Below are 17925 nucleotides of genomic sequence, written 5' to 3'. Positions count from 1 at the left end.
CAGCGTTCCTCTCAGTTGAAGAGCTCGACGCCGCTGAGCGAGATCACGACCACCCCCGCCCTGGTGTCGTTGTCGTCCGTGAAGCTGAATCGGTACTTGGAGTACGCCCCGGGATACTGAACCGTGTATTCACGCCGGTCCGTGCCCAGCCACCCCGTCTCGCCGCTGCGCTGGTCGACCACGACCCACGATCCGCCGTTGAAGCCCTCCAGGGTCCAGTCCTTGGGAGCTCGCGAGGTCAGAGAGCCGTTCGCGAAGCGCAGGGCATAACGGCGAACGGTCTGAACGCCGCTGGGCCACTCGTACCCGATCACCGCGGGGGTGACGAAGACGTCCGAGATCCACATGCTGCTCGCATCGGCGTCGAAGGCCCTCCACCCCTCGTAGCCGGAGCCGTACGCTCCGGACTGGAAGACCACGCCGCTCGGGGTCGTCGGGCCGGTCATCGCGGGCACCAGGCTCGAGCTCGTCCCGGGGCAGCTCGGAAACAGCTGGATTTTGCCGGCATAGACGTCCCTCATCTGCGCGACCGTGTTCTCGAACTCCTCTTGCGTCATGTCCTTGAGAACAGGGTCTGCTGCCTTCGCGGCCGCCGCCACGGCCTTGCATGCCGCGCTCCACGGGGGCGGAGCCAGCACGCAAGCCGGGGCTGAACCCACGAGGAATTTGATGACCTTGAACGCTGCGCGACGGGTGGCGGTGTGCGCGTGAACGATGGAGATGCCGGCCACCCTGTCGCGCACGTCGGCAGGAACCGTGTCCGACCAGTTGAACGTGGACTCCCTCGGGCAACGGAAGGCACAAGCGTCGACCCCGCGCGTGTAGACCTCCGTCACGTGGAGCGCGACGCCGTCACGATCGACGAAGACGAGAAGCACACCGCCGGTCCAGCCGACCAGCGAACGCGAGTTGCTGACCGTCGTCCGGACGTTGGCCACTCCGCTGACGGGCTCGTAGTCGACCGTGCTCGTCATCCAGCGTCCGCTCTCGACCCGGTCCTCCTGCGTCAAGCGCTGAGCGCAGGTCAGCGATTGCTGCTGCTCGCCGACCGCCTCACCGCCGTCGTCCGCCGCTGCGCAGCCGAGCATCCACACGGAGGCCGCGACCATTACGAGACACGACGTTTCGACCATGCGAGATTTGCGTGAAATCATTTCCTCTATCTCCTATTTGCCTGCGGGGCAGGTCCCGCAGCTGAGCTCGTCGACTCCGACGCGATGGGGTTTCCTTCTCCCACCAGCGCATTCTTCCCCCCTGGACGGCAGGCTCATCCATGCCCGGCCAGCACACGCTGGCAGGCTCGGGCCGCCTGGAGGCCGACATCGCGCCGTCAGACGCTCGCGGCGACGTCGACGGCCGGTTTATACGAGCGGCGGACGAGTCGCTCCATAGTCAATCCGCTGACGAGCTGCGGGGCAGTGTCCCTCCGGGCCCCGAGCACGCAGGGCGGTCGGCTTGCGGGGCGGTCCCGCACCGCTATCTTTCGTCATCATCGAATGAAGCCGAGGCTGGACACCATCGGCGCTCTCGACGCCATCTACGCGGAAGCGGTCCGGCCCAGGTCGGACTGGCTCGCGTCCGCCGTGGAGGTGCTCCGCCCCTCCTTGGACGCGGGGCTAGGGATCGTGGCGTACGAGTTCGACCTGCGGGGCGAGGGGGTATCGATCGGATCGTCGCTGCGGATGCTGGGAGACGCCGATCTCATCCGTACCGTGCGGGAGACCTTCGGCGCCTCGACGAAGAGCCTGCTGGACATCGTCTATGGCACCGGCGCCGTCATCACGCTCAACCAGGTGCTCGGCGTGTCCGTCCACGACCACCCTCTCACGGCCCCCTTTGCCAGGGAGCTCGGCGCGGACGACTGGCTCTCGGTGCAGGCGATGGACATCAGCGGCCGTGGTGTGAAGTTCGACGCTCCCCTTCCCCGAGGCGTGCAGCTCGACCGGGCGGCGCGCCGGCGATGGTCCCTGTTGGCCCGGCACCTGGCGGCGGCGGGGCGCTTGCACCACCGCCTGCAAACCACGAAGACCGCGGTCCAGGGCGCCGTGAACCCGGAGAGCGGCAGGACCGACGTTGCGATCGACGGTGCAGGGCCCAGGCGGGAGCTCCTGAGCGCGGCCCGGCGGATGGCCAGGGCTCACGCCAAGGGGCTGAGCTCCGAGGAGGCGCTGTCGTTGTGGCAGGTCCTGGGATCGGCCCGCTGGTCGCTGGTGGCGACGCCCGGCTCGGGGGGAACACGCAGCCTGGTCGTGTACGAGAACACGCCCTTTGCGCCGGATCCACGGAGCCTCAGCCAGCGCGAGCGGACGGTCGCGCAGCTCGCCGCCATGGGCCACAGCAACAAGCTGATCGCTTACGATCTCGGGATCGGCGAGGGCTCGGTGAGCGCGCTGCTCACCAGGGTTCGCCGCAAGCTCCGGGTCCGGTCACGCGCCGAGCTCATCAAGCTGGTGGTCGCGCTCTCCAGCGCGCCCGCGCCGAAAGAGGAGGAGGCGGGCGGACGCGTCGCGGTCGTGGACGGGCCGGAGGAACGGTGGGAGCCGCCCGCGCAGCTCACCAGCGCGGAGGGCGAGGTCGCCAGGCTCGCCGCGCTGGGCCTGTCGAACGCGGACATCGCCGAGCGCCGGCGCGTCAGCCAGCGCACCGTGGCCAACCAGCTCGCGTCCATCTACGACAAGCTGGGCATCGGGTGCCGCGCCCAGCTGGCGCTGGTCGGGCGGCGTTGAGCCTCGTGAATCAGCGCGCCGACACGCCGACAGAGCGCTGGCTCGTCACGTCGGCCCCACACGGCGCCACGCCCGCCGACGGCCCACGCTGCGTGAGATCGATGTTCACGGGCGCCGCGTCGAAGCCGCGGCTGACGTAGCCCGCGAGCTCGATCCAGCGCGAGCCGGCGGGTAGTTTTGCCCCACCGGGGACATCTGGGGCACCCCGGCCCGGCCCGCGCCCGTGCTCAGCCGCCTTGAGATCGCGCACGCCTCCTGCATCCTCCCTCACCTACCCCATGCGCCTCGCCAGCAAGCTCACCTTGGCCCTCGTGTTCGTCATGTGCGCCGTGCTGAGCCTGTATGGCTACCTGTCGGTCCGGCGCGAGCGCGCTCTGTTCGAGGCGGACATGCGGCGCGACGAGCACCTCATCGGCATCGCGCTCCGCGCGGCGGTGGTCGAGATCTGGCGCCGGGACGGGATGGGCGAGGCGCTGCGCGTGCTCGGCGAGGCGAGCGAGCGCGAGGACGGCGTGAGCTTCCGCTGGGTCTGGCTCGACGCGCCGGCCGGCGATCGTTACGCGCCCGCGCTGCCCGCCGGCGAGATCGGCGAGCTCTCCCGGGGCACCGAGCTGTTCCGGGTCCGGCGCAAGGACGAACGCGGCGGGCGCTTCTACACGTACGCGCCGGTCGCCGTCGACCCGGCGCGCGTCGGCGCCATCGAGATCTCCGAGTCGCTCGAGGAGGAGGAGGCGTACGTGGACGCGAGCATGGTCAACACCGTGACCACCATCGTCGCCCTCGCCGCGCTGAGCGGCCTGCTCGCGATGACCTTCGGGCAGCTCCTCGTCGGCCGCCCGACGCGGCGGCTTGTCGACAAGACGCGGCGCATCGGCGAGGGCGACCTCGGCGGCCCGCTGCTCCTGCCGCAGCGCGACGAGCTCGGGCAGATCGCCCGCGAGATCAACGCCATGTGCGCCCGCCTCGCCGACGCGCAGGCGCGCGCCGCCCGGGAGACGGCCGCGCGCATCGCCGCGCTCGAGCAGCTCCGGCACGCCGACCGGCTCACCACCGTGGGCCAGCTCGCGTCGGGCATCGCGCACGAGCTCGGCACGCCGCTCAACGTGGTGGGCGGCCGCGCCAAGATGATCGCCCGCGGCCTGCCGCCGGAGGAGGCGGCCGAGAGCGCCCGCATCATCGCCGAGCAGGCCGACCGGATCACCCGGATCATCCGGCAGCTGCTCGATTTCGCGCGCCGCAGGATCGCCCAGAAGGCGCCCGCCGACCTCGCGCAGATCGCCCGCCACACGCTCGTCCTGCTCGAGCCCCTCGCCCGCAAGCGGGGCGTCGCGCTGCGCCTCGACGAGGCGAGCGCCTCGCCCGCGCGCGCCGAGGTGGACGCCGGACAGATGCAGCAGGTGCTCACGAACCTCGTCATCAACGGCGTGCACGCGATGAAGCGGGGCGGCGAGCTCACCGTCCGCGTCGAGCGCGCGCGCGCCCGCCCCCCGGCCGACCACGGCGGCGCCGAGGGCGAGCACCTCGCCGTCCGGGTGATCGACCAGGGCGAGGGCATCGCGCCCGCGGACATCCCCCGCATTTTCGAGCCCTTCTTCACCACGAAGGACGTCGGCGAGGGCACCGGCCTCGGGCTGAGCGTCTCCTACGGCATCGTGCGCGAGCACGGGGGCTGGATCGACGTGGAGAGCGAGCCCGACAAGGGCTCGACCTTCACGGTGTACCTCGCCCCGAGCGGCGAGGGCCCCGCGCGGCCCGCCGCCGGGGACGACGCCGCGCCCTCGCCCCGGCAGGGCGGGCAGGCCGGGCCCGCGGCCTGGCCGTGAGCGAGGCGCTGTACTAGGCCACCGATCGAGCACGCGATGCAGCGAGCACGCGGCGCGTCGCGCCCGCGATGCCTGGAGGGAGTATGGGCAGGAGAGCGCTGATCATCGATGACGACGAGGCCATGTGCGCGTGGCTCGCGGCGGACCTCCGCGCGCGCGGGGTCGAGGCGACCACCCGGACCTCGCCGGCCGACGCGCTCGCGCTGATCGAGGAGGACGAGGGCTTCGACGTCGTGCTCACCGACCTGAACATGCGCGGCATGAACGGGATCGAGGTCTGCGCCCGGGCGGCCGAGATCCGGCCGGACCTGCCCGTCGTGGTGATCACCGCGTTCGGCAGCATCGAGACCGCGGTGGAGGCGATCCGGGCGGGCGCGTACGACTACGTGACCAAGCCCGTCGACATCGAGGCGCTCGCGCTGGCGCTGGAGCGGGCGATCGCCCACCACGCGCTCAAGGACGAGGTGCGGCGGCTGCGCCGCGCCGTGGCCGGGCCCGACACGTTCCAGGGCCTCGTCGGCCGGAGCGCCGCGATGCGCCGCGTGCAGGACATGATCGAGCGCATCGGCGACTCGGAGGCGACGGTGCTCATCACCGGCGAGAGCGGCACGGGCAAGGAGGTCGTCGCGCGGGCGCTGCACGAGCGGAGCCGCCGCCGGGGCGGGCCGTTCGTGGCGGTCAACTGCGCGGCCGTGCCCGAGTCGCTGATCGAGAGCGAGCTCTTCGGCCACGTGCGGGGCGCCTTCACCGACGCGCGCGCCGCGCGCCCCGGGCTGTTCGTCGAGGCGGACGGCGGCACGCTGCTGCTCGACGAGCTCGGGGAGCTGCCGCTCTCGGTGCAGCCCAAGCTGCTCCGCGCCCTGCAGGAGCGCCGGGTCCGCCCGGTGGGCAGCAACGCGGAGGTGCCCTTCGACGTGCGCATCGTCGCCGCCACGAACCGCGACCTCGAGGAGGCCGTGGAGGAGCGCCGCTTCCGGGAGGACCTCTACTACCGCATCAACGTGCTCCACGTGGAGCTGCCGCCCGTGCGGGCGCGGGGCAGCGACGTGCTCCTGCTCGCCCAGCGCTTCCTGGAGGACTCCGCCGCGCGCTCGGGCAAGGAGGTGCTCGGCCTCTCGCCCGCGGCCGCCGAGCGGCTGCTCGCGTACTCGTGGCCCGGCAACGTGCGGGAGATCCAGAACTGCATGGAGCGGGCGGTGGCGCTCACGAGCTACCAGGAGATCACGGTGGACGACCTGCCGGTGAAGGTCCGGGAGCACCGCCCCTCGCACGTCCTCGTGGCGGCGGACGACCCCTCGGAGCTCGTGCCGCTCGAGGAGGTCGAGCGCCGCTACATCCTGCGCGTGCTCGAGGCCGCCGGCGGGAACAAGACGCTCGCGGCCCGGATCCTCGGGCTCGACCGGAAGACGCTGCACCGCAAGCTCGAGCGGTGGGACCCGTCCGGCGGCGCGGGCGGCTCGGGCGGCACGACGAAGGGCGGCTGAGCCGCGGAAGAACACCCCATCGGGGCCCCTCGCCCCGCCCCGCGCGGGCCGCCGCGGCCGCAGGCGGGGCGAGCGCGCGCCGGCGATCGCGCGGCGGGGCGCCGGATGCGCCGCGGCACGCTGCCTGCACAGGGGATCGGTCAAAGGAGAACCCCCGATGAACCCGGAGCTGCTGATGCGCGCGCGAGCCTCTGCCCTGAGCCTGGTCCCTGAACCCCACCCGATCCCGGAGCCCTGCGCGGCGCCCCTGCGCGTGCTGCTCGCGGAGGACGACCGCGAGCTGCGGCGGCTGCTCGCCGCGGCCCTCCGCCGCGAGGGCTACGAGGTGCTGGAGGCGCGCGACGGCAACCACCTGCTCGAGCTCATGGGCGAAGCGCTCCTGTCCGGGGGCGCCCCGCCCGACGTCGTGGTGAGCGACATCCGGATGCCGGGCAAGACCGGCCTGGAGCTGCTCTCCGGGCTGCGCCGGGACGACTGGACCACCCCCGTGGTGCTCATCACCGCGTTCGGCGACCCGGAGACCCACGCGGAGGCCTACCGCCTCGGCGCCGACGTGGTGCTCGACAAGCCGCTCGACGTGGACGATCTGCTGGTCGTGGTCCACACGCTCACCGCGATGCGCCGCTGAGCGCGGCCGGCGCGGCCGGATCATCGCCTCGGCGGCGGCCGCCCCGGGCGAGCTCGGGTGATCTAGCGCGTGCGCCCGTCACCCCCCGTCCCCAGATGATCGGGCATGGGGACGCCGGAGCGCGACAGGACAGCAGAGCAGCTGCTCACCTCCTGGGAGCCGCTGGTGGACGCCGCGGTCGGCCGCCTGGCGGCGGGGCCGCGCGCCTCCGGCGCAGGGGGGGATCTCGCGCGGCGCCGCCAGGAGATCGGCGAGCACATCGACGCGCTCGCGGCGGCGCTCCGCGGCCTCGGACCCGAGCAGTTCGGCGAGTACTGCGCCTTGCGCGCGGTGTTCTCGGCGGGGCTCGGCGCGCCGCCGGAGGCGCTCGGCGCCGCGCTGGACGCGCTGGGCGAGGGCCTCGGGGCGCTGCTCGACCCGGCGTCCGCGCAGATCGCGCTGGAGGCGCTCGGGGCCGGCCGGCGGCGCGTCGGCGCCGTTCCCCTCGTGACCCCGGCCGCGCTCATGGAGCTCCCCGTCGGCGCGAGCCCGCCCGGCGGGGCGGCCTCGGCGGCGGAGGCCCTGGCGCGGGCGGCGCCGCGCATCGCCCGGATGACCGTCGCGCTCAGCTACATGCGGCGGCCGGCGGACGCGCTCGCCCACGGCAGGCGGCGCGCGCGCTGCCTCGAGGACGCCGAGCGCCACCTCACCCAGCTCGTCGCGGCGGTCGATCTCGGGGAGCCCGCGCTCTTCGGCGAGTACTCGGACTGGGCGCAGACGCTGCTGACCAAGCTCGGCCTCGACCCGGCCGAGCTCGTCAACCACCTCGGCGCGCTGCGCGACGTGCTCGCGATCGCGCTCCCCCCGGACCTCGCCGAGGCGCCGCGCCGCTGCGTCACGGCGGCGCTCGATCGCCTCACCTCGACGGAGTGCCCGAGCTTCCTCGACCCCGGCGCCCCGCTCGCCGCCCTCGCGCGCGCCTATTTCGACGCGGTCCGCGCGGGGGACCGGGCGCGCGCCCTGAGTCTCGTCCTCGCGTCGATCGACGCGGGCACGGCCGTCCATCACATCTACACGCACGTCATCCAGCCGTGCCAGTACGAGGTGGGCCGGCTCTATCACCTCAAGCAGCTCACCGTCGCGGAGGAGCACTACTTCACCGCGGTCACCCAGATGGTCCTGAGCCAGCTCTACCCGCTCATCGTCAACCCCGCTCGCGTCGACCGCCGCGTCGTGGCCACCGCCGTGGAGGGCAACCTCCACGAGATCGGCGCGCGCTTCGTGGCCGATTTCTTCGAGATGGCCGGCTGGGATACGTTCTATCTCGGGGCCAGCACGCCGACCGAGCACGTGCTCCTCGAGGTCGCTCGCCGGAAGGCCGACGTCCTCGCGGTCTCGGCCATGCTGAGCGACCACCTCCCCGGCGTCCGTGCGCTGATCCACGCCGTGCGCGACGACGACGCGTTCCGGGACGTCATCGTCCTGGTCGGCGGCCAGCCGTTCCGGATCATCGACGACCTGTGGCGGCGGCTCGGCGCCGACGGCTCGGCGCCGAGCGCGGAGGGGGCGGTCGACCTGGCGGAGCGGCTCCTCGCGGCGAGAGCCGCATGACCCCGGCCCCTCGGCCGGCGGCCCGCTCCCGCGGAGCGAGATCCGTCTCGAGTGCGTTTTGGGATAGCCCCGCTCGCGCGAGGCTGCCAAAAACTACCTATCTCACCACGAACGCAGTCGGGGGCTGCGGCTCCGGTGGAGTCGCGCCAGCAGCGAAGCGCAGGAGAAAGCGGAAGGGGGCCGCGGCTCCGGTGGAGTCGCGCCAGCAGCGAAGCGCAGGAGAAAGCGGAGGGACGCCGCTTGTGACGACACCGTCGGGACAGGGGCTGAGCGGCTGGGTCGCGGAGATCACCGGCTCTTTTCTCATGGAGTCCACCGCGATCGCGGTCGGTGTGTTCGCGCCGGACGGCGCGCCGCGGCTCCAGAACCGCGGCATGCGCCGCCTGCTCGGCGACGCCGGCGCGGCGGCCCGCCTCGTCAGCCCCACGTTGGTGCAGCTCGCCGCGACGCGGCCGAGCGAAGGGGCGCCGGTCTACCGGGGGATCCTGCAGCTCGGCGACCTCCGCTCGCTCGCGCACAGCCTGACGGGCGAGGTCTGGCGGACCGGCGATGATCTCCTGATCCTGGCCGAGTTCGACGTGATCGAGCTCGAGCGGGTCATCGCCGAGGTGTCCGCGCTCAACTCGGAGATCACGAACCTCCAGCGGAGCCTGGTCCACGAGCAGAAGGCCCTGGAGCGATCGCTCGAGCAGCTTCGGGCCACGCAGGCGATGCTCGTCCACTCCGAGAAGATGAACGCGCTCGGCAAGCTCGCCGCCGGCATGGCCCACGAGATCAACAACCCGCTCGCCTTCGTGCGCAGCAACGTGCACACCCTGGGCGGGTCGCTGGAGCGGCTGATCGCCGCCTACCGGGCGCTCGACGGGGCCGTCCTCCACGGCGCGCCGGGCGGCGTGAGGGAGCTCGCCGAGGCGCTCCGCGAGGAGATCGATCTCGAGTTCCTGAGCGAGGACACGGGCGATCTCGTGAAAGGCACCCTGGTCGGGCTCTCCCGCGTGCAGAAGATCGTCGAGCACCTGAGGACCTTCGCGCGGCTCGACCGGGCCGAGGAGGAGCTGTCCGACCTCCGGGAGATCCTGGCGAGCACGCTCGAGATCGCGGGTCCTGCGCTGAAGCGCGGCGACGTCCAGGTGACGGTCGCGTGGGCCGACCTGAAAGAGCTGCGCTGCAAGCCGGCGGAGCTCGGCCAGGTGTTCCTGAACCTCATCATCAACGCCGTGCAGGCGGTCGAGCCGCGCGGCAGGGGCAACGGTCGTATCGAGATCCGCGCCCGGGACGAGGGGCCTCGTGTCGTGATCGAGGTCGAGGACAACGGCGGCGGGATGACGCCCGACGTGCTCGGCAGGATCTTCGATCCGTTCTTCACGACCAAGCCCGTCGGTCAGGGGACGGGGCTCGGGCTCACCATCTCTCACAAGATCATCGTCGATCAGCACGGCGGCGCGCTCTCCGCCCGGTCGACGCCCGGCGTCGGGAGCACCTTCACGATCGTGCTGCCGAAGGAGCGCGACGGATGACACCAGCGGCCCACGAGCGGCGCGCGCTGCTCGTCGTCGACGACGAGCGGGAGACGCTGAAGGCCCTCCGCCGCGAGCTCCGGCGCGACTACGATGTGCTCGTCGCCGAGAGCGCGGCGCAGGCCTACGAGATCCTGCGGGAGCGCCCCGTCCACGTCGTCCTGAGCGACCAGCGCATGCCGGAGATGACAGGTACGGAGTTCTACGCGAGGGTCAAGGCCGACTTCCCGGAGACGGTCCGTCTCCTCATGACGGCTTACGCGGACACGAGCGCGGCGATACAGGCCATCAACGAGGGCGGCGTCTACCGCTTCATCTGCAAGCCGTGGGATCCGGAGCGGCTCGCCGCCGTCGTGAGGGACGCGTTCTCCCATCACGATCGCCTGAGCGAGATCCAGCGGCGCCTCTGCGGCCTCGCGGAGAGGGCGGACGAGCTGGAGCGCGCGAACCAGGAGCTCGCCGCGCAGAACCAGAACATCCATGAGTTCGTGGGCATCACGGCGCACGACCTGCGCAATCCGATCGCGGCGATCCGCTGGTTTGCGGCGATGCTGCTCTCGGGCGCCGGCGACCCTGGCAAGGATCCCCGGCGCCATCTCCTGAAGATCCAGGCGAACGCCGAGTTCACGCTGCAGCTGCTCGAGGATCTGCTCGACATCACGATGCTGGAGCACGGCGACGTCGCGCTGCGGACGCAGGAGGCCGCCCTTTCGGACATCGTCGCGGCGGCCGTCTCCCTGAACGAGCACAGCGCCCGCCAGAAGGGCATCGCCGTGGTGGTGGACGTGTCGCCCGGCCTCCCGCGTGTCCGGTGTGACGTCGAGCGGATCGAGCAGGTGCTGAGCAACCTGCTCAGCAATGCGTTCAAGTTCTCCCATCCGGGCACGACGGTGACGGTGAGCGCGCGCGCGGTCGATGGGGTGATCGAGGTGGCGGTCGAGGATCACGGCCTCGGGATTCGCCCGGAGGAGATCGGCAACCTCTTCGGCAAGTTCGGGAGGACGAGCACCCGGTCCACTGGCGGCGAGAAGAGCACGGGGCTCGGCCTGTCGATCTGCAAGCAGCTCGTCGAGCGCCACGGCGGGACCATCCGCGTGCAGAGCGAGCTGGGCCGGGGAACGCGGGTGGTCTTCACGCTCCCGGCGCTGGCGGGGTGACTCCCGGCGCCGGCGGGGTGACTCCTGGCGTCGGCGGGGTGACTCCCGGCGCCGGCGGGATGACTCCCGGTGCCGGTGGGGTGACTCCCGGCGCCGGTGGGGGCGAGCTCGGCGCGGCGGCGCCTCGCGGGTCGCCCTGCGGTCACCGCCCCTCCGGCGCTCCGATCCACGCCCACTCTGCGCCGCAGGTCTCGCTGGTCTGGACTTGTTTCACCTCGACCTGGCCGCCGCCGAAGTTGAGGGCTGCCCCGGGGCGTGCGACCACGTTGCCGTCGAAGTCGAGGATGGCGAACGGCTCCCGGGTCGCCGAGTAGCCGAAGGGCCAGACCGGGAGCACGCGCCGGCCCACCGCGTCCTGGAGGTAGACGCAGCGCCGTTCGGCGTCGAGGTGGACGCTGAACCGGCCGAGCGCCTGCATGCGCGCCTCGCTGCGCATCCGGCTCGTGACCAGCGGGATATCTCCGCTCGGGGGCGCGCTGGGCAGGGTTGCGAGCGAGCCGTCGCGCAGCTCGATGAAGCTCACGACGCGCACTGCGTCGCCCACCTCGCGCCGCAGCTGGTCGAGCGTCCCCGGATCGATGGCTTCTACGGTGTACACCACGCGGTTTCCGAGCGTGTCCAGGCTGGAGCTCGACATGAGCACGCCGTTCGCCGCGAGGATCACGTCCGCGCGCGTCCGGGCGGCCTCGAGCGTGCGCTCGGAGAACTTCGCGTTCCCCAGCACGCACACGCGCGCCCCCGGGGCGAGGCGCTGGACCTCGCGCTTCAGCGCCGTCGCGTCGCCCGTGAACCAGAGCGCCATGGTCGTGCGCTCCTGGTCCCACCACCGTCCGGCGAAGCGGTCGGCGTGCGCCTCGACGAAGCGCTCCACCTCGGCCGGCAGCTGTTCTTTCGGAGTGCCGCCCGACGCGGCCTGCTGGAACTCGGGGCAGCGGTTGTTGAAATTGAACGATCTCTGGACGTCCGCGGTCGTGATCTTGCCGTCCACCTTCAGGCGCGCGCCGTCGAACACGCCCGGCACCCGCACCACGATGTCTTTCTTCGCGCTCGACACGAACGCCGGATCCACCTGGCCTTCGACCTCGAGCCCCGCGCACGTCCCGACCGCGGTATCCGGGCAGATCTCGAGCTTCGCCCCGCGCGCCACCACCACGCCCGTCACCACGACGGGCGCGGTCGTGCGAGCGGCGCCGGCCCCAGCGCTCTGCGACGCCGAGCCCGCCTGGCCGGCGCTCGCGGCGGGGGCGGCAGGCGGGGCGGACGGCGCCGCGACCGCAGTCGGCGCCGGGCCGGCCGGCGGCGCGGCCGAGCGGTTCGGAGGGCTGGCGCAGGCCGCGAGCAACAGCGTTGCCCCGAGCAGCCGACCACGAGCAGCGATGCGCATGGGTCGTAGACGTACCAGCTCGCGTTGGGTTCTCCAAGGAAAGTCGCGGTGAGGAGCGGTGGTGATCTCGCGTGCAGAGAAGGGAGGAATGTTGTCGCCCGTCCCTGCTGATCAACCTGTCCGCTGGGCGCGGCGGTCCTCCTCGCCCCCCAGCCGCCCGCCGCGAGTTGTCCCGCGCCCCACACGATGCTGCCCCGCAGGGGGGAGTAGCCTCTCTCCGCGCGGCGCCGGCAGATGCGACCACCACCGACCGCTCGCGCAAACGCTCCCCGCTCCCCGCTCCCCTCTCCCCTCTTCGTCTTTCGTCCTTCCGTCTCCCGTCTCCCGTCTCCCGTCTCCCGTCTCCCGTCCCTCGTCTCCCGTCCCTCGTCTTTCGTCTTTCGTCTTTCGTGATCGTGATCGTGATCGTGATCGTGATCGTGATCGACCGTGCCGTCTTCCGCTCCGCTGCGACATGTCCTGGTGAGCATGGCGACGATAAGAGCGATCACGATCACGATCACGATCACGATCACGAAAGACGAGGGACGGGGGACCGAAAGACGAAAGACGAAAGACGAAAGACGAAAGACGAAAGACGAAAGACGAAAGTGACGGGCGCAGAAGCATGCTACCCGCGCGCCACGGGTGTGCTCCGCCTTGCGGAGCTTCGCCGCTGGCGGATGCGACACGCTGAAGAATGGGCTGCGTTCCATCGATGTCGAGGGCCCGCGCCTCGTGGCCAAGCGGCAGCCCGTCGCATTGCTCCACGAACGGAGCACAGCCGCGCACGGGGGCGTGCGCCGTCGAGTGGGCGATGATTGCAGGTGGAGGGACGCATTCAGGGCCCCACGCCATCACCGTGCAAGACGTCGAGCGCATGCGCCGGCGTCATACGACGAGCCCTGTTGCGCTCTCCGCAAGCGAGCTGTGCTCCCTCGCGTTGCAGTGCATGGGATCCCCGTTCGGTCCCGGCTGGGAGCACGCCGCACGGGAAGCCGCGCGTGGAATGCGTGCTCTCACCCGAGGACCGCCATCACGGCGACGCCGAAGGAGCCGCCGACGCCTCGCCGCAGTCCCACATGCGAGGGCAGGATGTGCCAAGCGTCCTTCCTCTGTGCCAAGCAAGGGGGGTCCGGCACCGGCACAACCGCAAACCATTGCGACACACCGGGGTCCGGACCCCTCCAAGACGTTCGGCGGAGCGCCCTTCCGTGGGTATTCTGTGCCAAACAGCGCCCCGAATTGCGCAATTTTGCGCCATCCACCCCCCGAAAACGCCTCCTCTTGTGCCAGACGGGGGGTCCGGACCCCTCCCGACCGCAATCCTCAGCGTTCGCGGGCGCGCTGCACCCCCCTTCCGACCGCAATCCTCAGCGTTCGCGGGGGCTCCCGACCCCTGCCCGGCGCATCGCGGAGCGCACGCCGCAGGGCGTCTCCCGCCTCCCAGCCGAGCCGATCGCTGGCCGCAGGTCCCAACCCCGGGCGCGACCCGGCAGCGACGACCGGCCCTACGCGACGAAGCGCGGCATCAGCACGTTGTTCTCGAGGTGGACGTGCTGGTGCACGTCCGACTCCATGTGCTCGAGCTCGCGCAGCAGGGTCTTGTAGGTGCCGCAGGCCCAGCCGGGCGGCGCGAAGTCGTCGGCGAGCGCGCGGACATACGCGAGCGCGGCGCCCACCTCCTCGTGCTCGTGCTCCATCGCCCGGAGCTCGTCGCGCGCGGCGTCCGCCGCGGCGCTCACGGGGGCGAGCAGCGCCGGGAACAGCACCTGCTCTTCGCGATCCAGGTGCGCGAGGAGCACGTCGCAGAGGGACCTCACGGTCGCGTCGAGCACCGCGAGGCGCGCGTCGCGCGCCCCGTGGACCCGCGCGACCTTGGCCGCCATCGCGCGTATCTGCGGCATTACCTGGCGCAGGTACCCGTGATGCCGATCGACCACGTGCGCGATGAGCCCCGGGGTGGACATCGCCCGGAAGTCCCACGGGACGTTGTCGCTGCGCTCGCGCACGGCCGCCTCGAGCTCCGCGAGCACGCGCGGCGCGTCGAGCGCGCGGGCCGCGCAGGCGGCGGCGATGGTGGCCTTCCCCCCGCAGCAGAAATCGATCTTGTGGGCACTGAAGACGCGCGCGCACTCGGGGTGTCCGCCGACGACCTCGGCGACCGTCATGGCTTCGTTTAGGGACATGGGGAGGCTCCTTTCGTTGATGAGCTCGGATGGCGCACCCGCGCCGGTCGCACCGCTCGCACCGCTCGCACCGCTCGCGCCGGTCGTCAGGCCCTCTCGGCCGCCTCGACCGCGAACGCCGGCCGGCGCGCGCGCATCTCGTCCAGGATCTGCCGCTGGACGCCGGACGACAACGCGCGGCGCGCGGCGGGGAAGATCGTCCTCTCCTCCAGCGCGAGGTGCGCGCCGAAGAGCACGTCGAGGCGCGCGGCGCGCTCGCCCAGCGTGGAGGACAGCTCCTTCAGCCGTGCGGGCGCGTCCGCGACGCGGCGCCAGTCGGCTGCGAGCTCGGCAATCACGGCGTCGATCGCCTCGTGCTGGGCGGCCGCCTCCGCCAGCGCGTCGCGCACCTCCGCGGGCGCGCCCGCGTCGAGCAGGCGCGGGCGCACCGAGTAGTCCTCGTCGGCGGCGTGCGCGGGCAGGGCGACGGTGAAGTAGCGTCGCAGCGCCGCGGCCGTCTCCACGACCTCGTCCGCGGGCGCCCCCTCGGCGCCCGGCAGGCGCAGGGCGGCGGCCGTGAAGCGGCGGATTCGCTGGTGGCAAGCCAGTAGCAGGTCGACGGCGTCGGCCGGCTGTTCGGGGAGCGGGCGGGTGCGGATCGTGTGGAGCATGGCGGACCTGCGGGACCGGGGTTCAGCGGCGTCTCAGCGATGGTTGTGCGTGCCCTCTCATCGCCGCGCGACGGCGGTGATGTGCTGTGTGGTGATGCAGCCGTCGTGCCGCTCGTAAACCTCGGCGCCTGCGCGGGGCGGCCCGGCCCCCGGCGCAGCGGCTGCGCCTCCTGCGCGCAGGCGCTGCGCGGTCCGTCGCGGGGCGTGGACCGCCGAGGCTGCCCTTGCAGAGGAGTTCCCGCGCGCTGCCGTGCCGGTCCGCTGCATCCGCGCTCCCACGAGCCGCAGTCCAGTGCGTTCGCCGGGACTCCCGAATGCTCCCCCGCGAAGCGCGGAGCGCACGCGAAGGGTCGATTCCGAGCGAGATCTGCAGGCAGGCGGGCAGAACCGCAGCTCGACCGCCACCTACCGCGGCGCGTTCAGAGAGCAATCCGCTCCAGCTTGAAGTCCACGATGGACCTGATCGCGCCGTAATCTTCATCCGCCGTGATGACAGTGGCTCCGATCGAGCGCGCCGAGAGCGCGATCAAGACGTCGTTCACCAGGGAGGAGCGACGCACCTCGCGCCCCGCTTCACGGAGCCGCCGCAGCGCTCGTCCGGCCTGATCGAAGAGCTCGGCGTCGGGGACCATGACCCGCCCGACGCTCCGGTAGGCGCGTCCAAGATGCTCAACGGCCCGCCGCGCCGGGAGCGTCGTGGCCCCGGCGCGGAGCTCCATCAGCACGATGCCGGAGAGATAACGGACGAGGCCAGGCCCAACCATCAGATCCGCGTGCATCCCCCCGTTCAGCCATCCAATGTAGATGTTGGTGTCGAGGAGAACCTTCCGGAGAATCATCCGAGAGCATCTTCGAAGCCAGCGACGCCCTTGACGCGCCGGTGGGCCTTCAGGATCGGCTCCTCGCCCAAGACGAGATCGAGCGCCCGCTCGATCGTTTCCTGCTCCGTCTTCGCGCCGAGAAGCTTCTTGGCCCGATCGATCTTCGACTGATCCAACCGGAGGTGTTTGTGCCTCGTCATGTTCATGATGCAGGCTACCGTGAACATGACCATCCCGCCAGCGCGCTGACGTCAAGCGCCGCGTGCGTCCATGGTCGTTCTCCGTCGTTTCTCAACGAGGCATGCCCACCGCGGATCCCCGTCGAGGCGTGGCGAGCCGGGCGCCCCCGTGCCGTGGCGTCGGGCTCGCGCAGCCGAACGCTTACGCCGCGATAGGGCGCACGCCGCGATGTGGAAATGGAAGAGAACGGGCCTCACCCCTGAGCCCCACCCTCTGGCTCAGCCGGGCTCCCCTCCCCCGTTTCATTATACTGCGGACGCATGACTCCGCGCGTCACGCCCACGCCTGCGCCGGCCGCGGTGCGCCGCGTCCTGCTCGTCTGCGGCGCTGCCGCCTTCTTCGCGGGCGTGGTGCGGCTCAACGAGCGCCGGGCCCCCTGGTCCGCCGACGAGGTCGACCTCGCGAGCCTCGCCGTCGCCATGCTCCACCGGGGCGCCGCCTGGGTCCGCCCCACGTACCACCCGCTCGATCCGGACGCCTTCGCCCGGCTCGGCGACGGCATCATCGCGCCCCCGCTCGCGAGCGCGCTCATGGCGGTCCCCGGCCTGCTCGGCGTGCGTGTGCCCGGCGCCTGGCCGGCCCTGGGCGCGCTGCTGCTCGTCGCCGGCATCGCGGCGGTGGTCCGCGCGGTGACGCCGCAGCGCTGGACCCTGGTCCTGCTCGGCGTGGCCGCCACGCTCGCGCTCGCGCCCGGCCTGGTGCTCGATCTGCTCAAGCTCGAGGCCGAGATCCCCCTCACCGGCTTCGGCCTGCTCGGCCTCGCGCTCGCCCTGGACCCGCGGGCGCGCGGGGCGTCCTCTCGCTTCCGGCCCGCGCTCTCGGGCGCCCTGCTCGGCCTCGCCTTCCTCTGCAAGTTGTGGCTCGCGGCGCCGCTCGTGCTCGCGGCCGCGTTCGCCTGGTACGCGGGCGAGCCGCCGCCCGCCGCCCGCCGCGCCGCCGCGCTCGGCCTCTTCGCGGCCGCGCTCGCGCTCGTGTCGGGAGCGCACCTCGCGCTGGTGGCCGCGCTCGACCCCGCCTCGCTCGGCCGCTGGCTGCGCGAGGTCTACTTCGCCGTGCTCGGGCTCGGCGGCGTCGCCGTCACCAAATGGACGGGCGTCGCGGCGCACCCCGACTGGTCACACGGGCCGCTGTATTACCCGCCGGCCATCGCGCGCGAGCTCGGCTTCGCCGCGCCGCTCGCCGCGTTCGGGCTGTGGCGCGTCGCCCTCGCGCCCCGCCAGCGCGCGCGGGCGCGCCTTCGGCCGCTGCGCGCCGCCCTGCTCGGGCTCGCCCTCGGCGTGGTCGCGCTCAGCGTGCCCCGCGTCAAGGAGCCGCTCTACGTGCTCCCCGCGATCGCCATGGGCGCCGCCCTCGCCGCGCGCACGTTGCTCCTCGCGGCGCGCCGGCCGCGCGGCGGCCTCGTGCTCGCCGGCGCCGCGCTGGTGGGCGTCGGCGTGGCCGCATGGTCCCGACCGCCCGTCTACGCCGGCGCGGAGGACCGGCCCGATCAATGGCGGTGGCTCACCAGCGCCGGGATGGCCGGCCTGCGCCCCCTCTAGTTCCGCCTGTCAGGAGTGTTGGCAGGGATCACAGCGAGAGAAGGGAGAATTCAACGCAAAGGCGCAAAGGCGCAAAGGCGCAAACCAGAATTTTCTCTGTATTTTTGCGCCTTTGCGCCTTTGCGTTAAAATCTCTCGGGATTCCTGGCCAGACTCATGATGCTCGGAACTAGGCACTAGCCGCCCCGCCGCGCCCGGC

General features: G+C 72.2%; 15 protein-coding genes. 8 read left to right on the top strand and 7 right to left on the bottom strand.

What is annotated here, in order from left to right; translation table 11 throughout:
- Positions 1-11: 11 nt before the first annotated feature.
- Positions 12-1109: a hypothetical protein gene (locus tag WMF43_RS18400; protein WP_437681824.1), complete on the bottom strand. Its 1098-nt coding sequence runs from the start codon at positions 1107-1109 to the stop codon at positions 12-14.
- Positions 1110-1496: 387 nt separating this feature from the next.
- On the opposite strand from WMF43_RS18400, the gene WMF43_RS18395 reads away from it, so the two are divergent.
- Positions 1497-2726 carry a LuxR C-terminal-related transcriptional regulator gene (locus WMF43_RS18395; RefSeq protein WP_437681822.1) on the top strand — a complete coding sequence of 410 codons (1230 nt, stop codon included), beginning with the start codon at positions 1497-1499 and terminating at the stop codon, positions 2724-2726.
- 10 nt (positions 2727-2736) lie between these two features.
- Here WMF43_RS18395 and WMF43_RS18390 read toward each other — a convergent pair whose 3' ends face one another.
- Positions 2737-2976 carry a hypothetical protein gene (locus WMF43_RS18390; RefSeq protein ID WP_437681820.1) on the bottom strand — a complete coding sequence of 80 codons (240 nt, stop codon included), beginning with the start codon at positions 2974-2976 and terminating at the stop codon, positions 2737-2739.
- A gap of 28 nt (positions 2977-3004) precedes the next feature.
- On the opposite strand from WMF43_RS18390, the gene WMF43_RS18385 reads away from it, so the two are divergent.
- The 6 genes from WMF43_RS18385 (at position 3005) to WMF43_RS18360 (ending at position 10925) form a co-directional block, all read left to right on the top strand.
- Positions 3005-4549 (top strand): sensor histidine kinase, encoded by a 1545-nt coding sequence (locus WMF43_RS18385; protein WP_437681819.1) that lies wholly within the window; start codon positions 3005-3007, stop codon positions 4547-4549.
- An 83-nt stretch (positions 4550-4632) separates the two neighbouring features.
- On the top strand, positions 4633-6033 hold the full coding sequence (locus WMF43_RS18380) for a sigma-54-dependent transcriptional regulator (protein WP_437681817.1): 1401 nt from the start codon (positions 4633-4635) through the stop codon (positions 6031-6033).
- Between the two features lie 157 nt (positions 6034-6190).
- Positions 6191-6661 (top strand): response regulator, encoded by a 471-nt coding sequence (locus WMF43_RS18375; RefSeq protein WP_437681816.1) that lies wholly within the window; start codon positions 6191-6193, stop codon positions 6659-6661.
- Between the two features lie 105 nt (positions 6662-6766).
- Entirely contained in the window at positions 6767-8251 is a 1485-nt protein-coding gene (locus WMF43_RS18370; RefSeq protein WP_437681814.1) for a cobalamin B12-binding domain-containing protein, read from the top strand.
- Positions 8252-8493: 242 nt separating this feature from the next.
- The gene (locus tag WMF43_RS18365) at positions 8494-9768 is read left to right on the top strand and encodes a sensor histidine kinase (protein WP_437681812.1); all 1275 of its coding nucleotides are present in this window, start codon (positions 8494-8496) and stop codon (positions 9766-9768) included.
- On the top strand, positions 9765-10925 hold the full coding sequence (locus WMF43_RS18360; RefSeq protein WP_437681810.1) for an ATP-binding protein: 1161 nt from the start codon (positions 9765-9767) through the stop codon (positions 10923-10925). The genes WMF43_RS18365 and WMF43_RS18360 overlap by 4 nt, the downstream gene beginning before the upstream one ends.
- Positions 10926-11067: 142 nt before the next feature.
- Here WMF43_RS18360 and WMF43_RS18355 read toward each other — a convergent pair whose 3' ends face one another.
- The 5 genes from WMF43_RS18355 to WMF43_RS18335 form a co-directional block, all read right to left on the bottom strand.
- On the bottom strand, positions 11068-12309 hold the full coding sequence (locus WMF43_RS18355; protein WP_437681808.1) for a hypothetical protein: 1242 nt from the start codon (positions 12307-12309) through the stop codon (positions 11068-11070).
- 1490 nt (positions 12310-13799) lie between these two features.
- On the bottom strand, positions 13800-14477 hold the full coding sequence (gene ric / locus WMF43_RS18350) for an iron-sulfur cluster repair di-iron protein (RefSeq protein WP_437681806.1): 678 nt from the start codon (positions 14475-14477) through the stop codon (positions 13800-13802).
- 86 nt (positions 14478-14563) lie between these two features.
- Positions 14564-15127 (bottom strand): hemerythrin domain-containing protein, encoded by a 564-nt coding sequence (locus WMF43_RS18345; RefSeq protein ID WP_437681804.1) that lies wholly within the window; start codon positions 15125-15127, stop codon positions 14564-14566.
- Positions 15128-15546: 419 nt separating this feature from the next.
- The gene (locus WMF43_RS18340; protein WP_437681802.1) at positions 15547-15966 is read right to left on the bottom strand and encodes a type II toxin-antitoxin system VapC family toxin; all 420 of its coding nucleotides are present in this window, start codon (positions 15964-15966) and stop codon (positions 15547-15549) included.
- On the bottom strand, positions 15963-16154 hold the full coding sequence (locus tag WMF43_RS18335; RefSeq protein ID WP_437681801.1) for a hypothetical protein: 192 nt from the start codon (positions 16152-16154) through the stop codon (positions 15963-15965). Before WMF43_RS18335 ends, WMF43_RS18340 begins: the two co-directional genes overlap by 4 nt.
- A gap of 294 nt (positions 16155-16448) precedes the next feature.
- On the opposite strand from WMF43_RS18335, the gene WMF43_RS18330 reads away from it, so the two are divergent.
- Positions 16449-17726: a hypothetical protein gene (locus WMF43_RS18330; RefSeq protein WP_437681799.1), complete on the top strand. Its 1278-nt coding sequence runs from the start codon at positions 16449-16451 to the stop codon at positions 17724-17726.
- The last annotated feature ends 199 nt before the right edge of the window (positions 17727-17925 follow it).

The sequence above is a fragment of the Sorangium sp. So ce131 genome, assembly GCF_051519095.1.
Lineage (GTDB): Bacteria > Myxococcota_A > Polyangia > Polyangiales > Polyangiaceae > Sorangium.
Note: the sequence above shows the minus strand (reverse complement) of the source record. Positions and strands in the feature narration are given on the sequence as shown.

What these genes read in the sequence shown, in the direction of transcription:
- WMF43_RS18400 (WP_437681824.1), bottom strand. Translation starts at nt 1,109, where the DNA reads ATGGTCGCGGCCTCCGTGTGGATGCTCGGCTGCGCAGCGGCGGACGAC.
- WMF43_RS18395 (WP_437681822.1), top strand. Translation starts at nt 1,497, where the DNA reads ATGAAGCCGAGGCTGGACACCATCGGCGCTCTCGACGCCATCTACGCG.
- WMF43_RS18385 (WP_437681819.1), top strand. Translation starts at nt 3,005, where the DNA reads ATGCGCCTCGCCAGCAAGCTCACCTTGGCCCTCGTGTTCGTCATGTGC.
- WMF43_RS18380 (WP_437681817.1), top strand. Translation starts at nt 4,633, where the DNA reads ATGGGCAGGAGAGCGCTGATCATCGATGACGACGAGGCCATGTGCGCG.
- WMF43_RS18375 (WP_437681816.1), top strand. Translation starts at nt 6,191, where the DNA reads ATGAACCCGGAGCTGCTGATGCGCGCGCGAGCCTCTGCCCTGAGCCTG.
- WMF43_RS18370 (WP_437681814.1), top strand. Translation starts at nt 6,767, where the DNA reads ATGGGGACGCCGGAGCGCGACAGGACAGCAGAGCAGCTGCTCACCTCC.
- WMF43_RS18360 (WP_437681810.1), top strand. Translation starts at nt 9,765, where the DNA reads ATGACACCAGCGGCCCACGAGCGGCGCGCGCTGCTCGTCGTCGACGAC.
- WMF43_RS18355 (WP_437681808.1), bottom strand. Translation starts at nt 12,309, where the DNA reads ATGCGCATCGCTGCTCGTGGTCGGCTGCTCGGGGCAACGCTGTTGCTC.
- ric (WP_437681806.1), bottom strand. Translation starts at nt 14,477, where the DNA reads ATGTCCCTAAACGAAGCCATGACGGTCGCCGAGGTCGTCGGCGGACAC.
- WMF43_RS18345 (WP_437681804.1), bottom strand. Translation starts at nt 15,127, where the DNA reads ATGCTCCACACGATCCGCACCCGCCCGCTCCCCGAACAGCCGGCCGAC.
- WMF43_RS18340 (WP_437681802.1), bottom strand. Translation starts at nt 15,966, where the DNA reads ATGATTCTCCGGAAGGTTCTCCTCGACACCAACATCTACATTGGATGG.
- WMF43_RS18335 (WP_437681801.1), bottom strand. Translation starts at nt 16,154, where the DNA reads ATGAACATGACGAGGCACAAACACCTCCGGTTGGATCAGTCGAAGATC.
- WMF43_RS18330 (WP_437681799.1), top strand. Translation starts at nt 16,449, where the DNA reads ATGACTCCGCGCGTCACGCCCACGCCTGCGCCGGCCGCGGTGCGCCGC.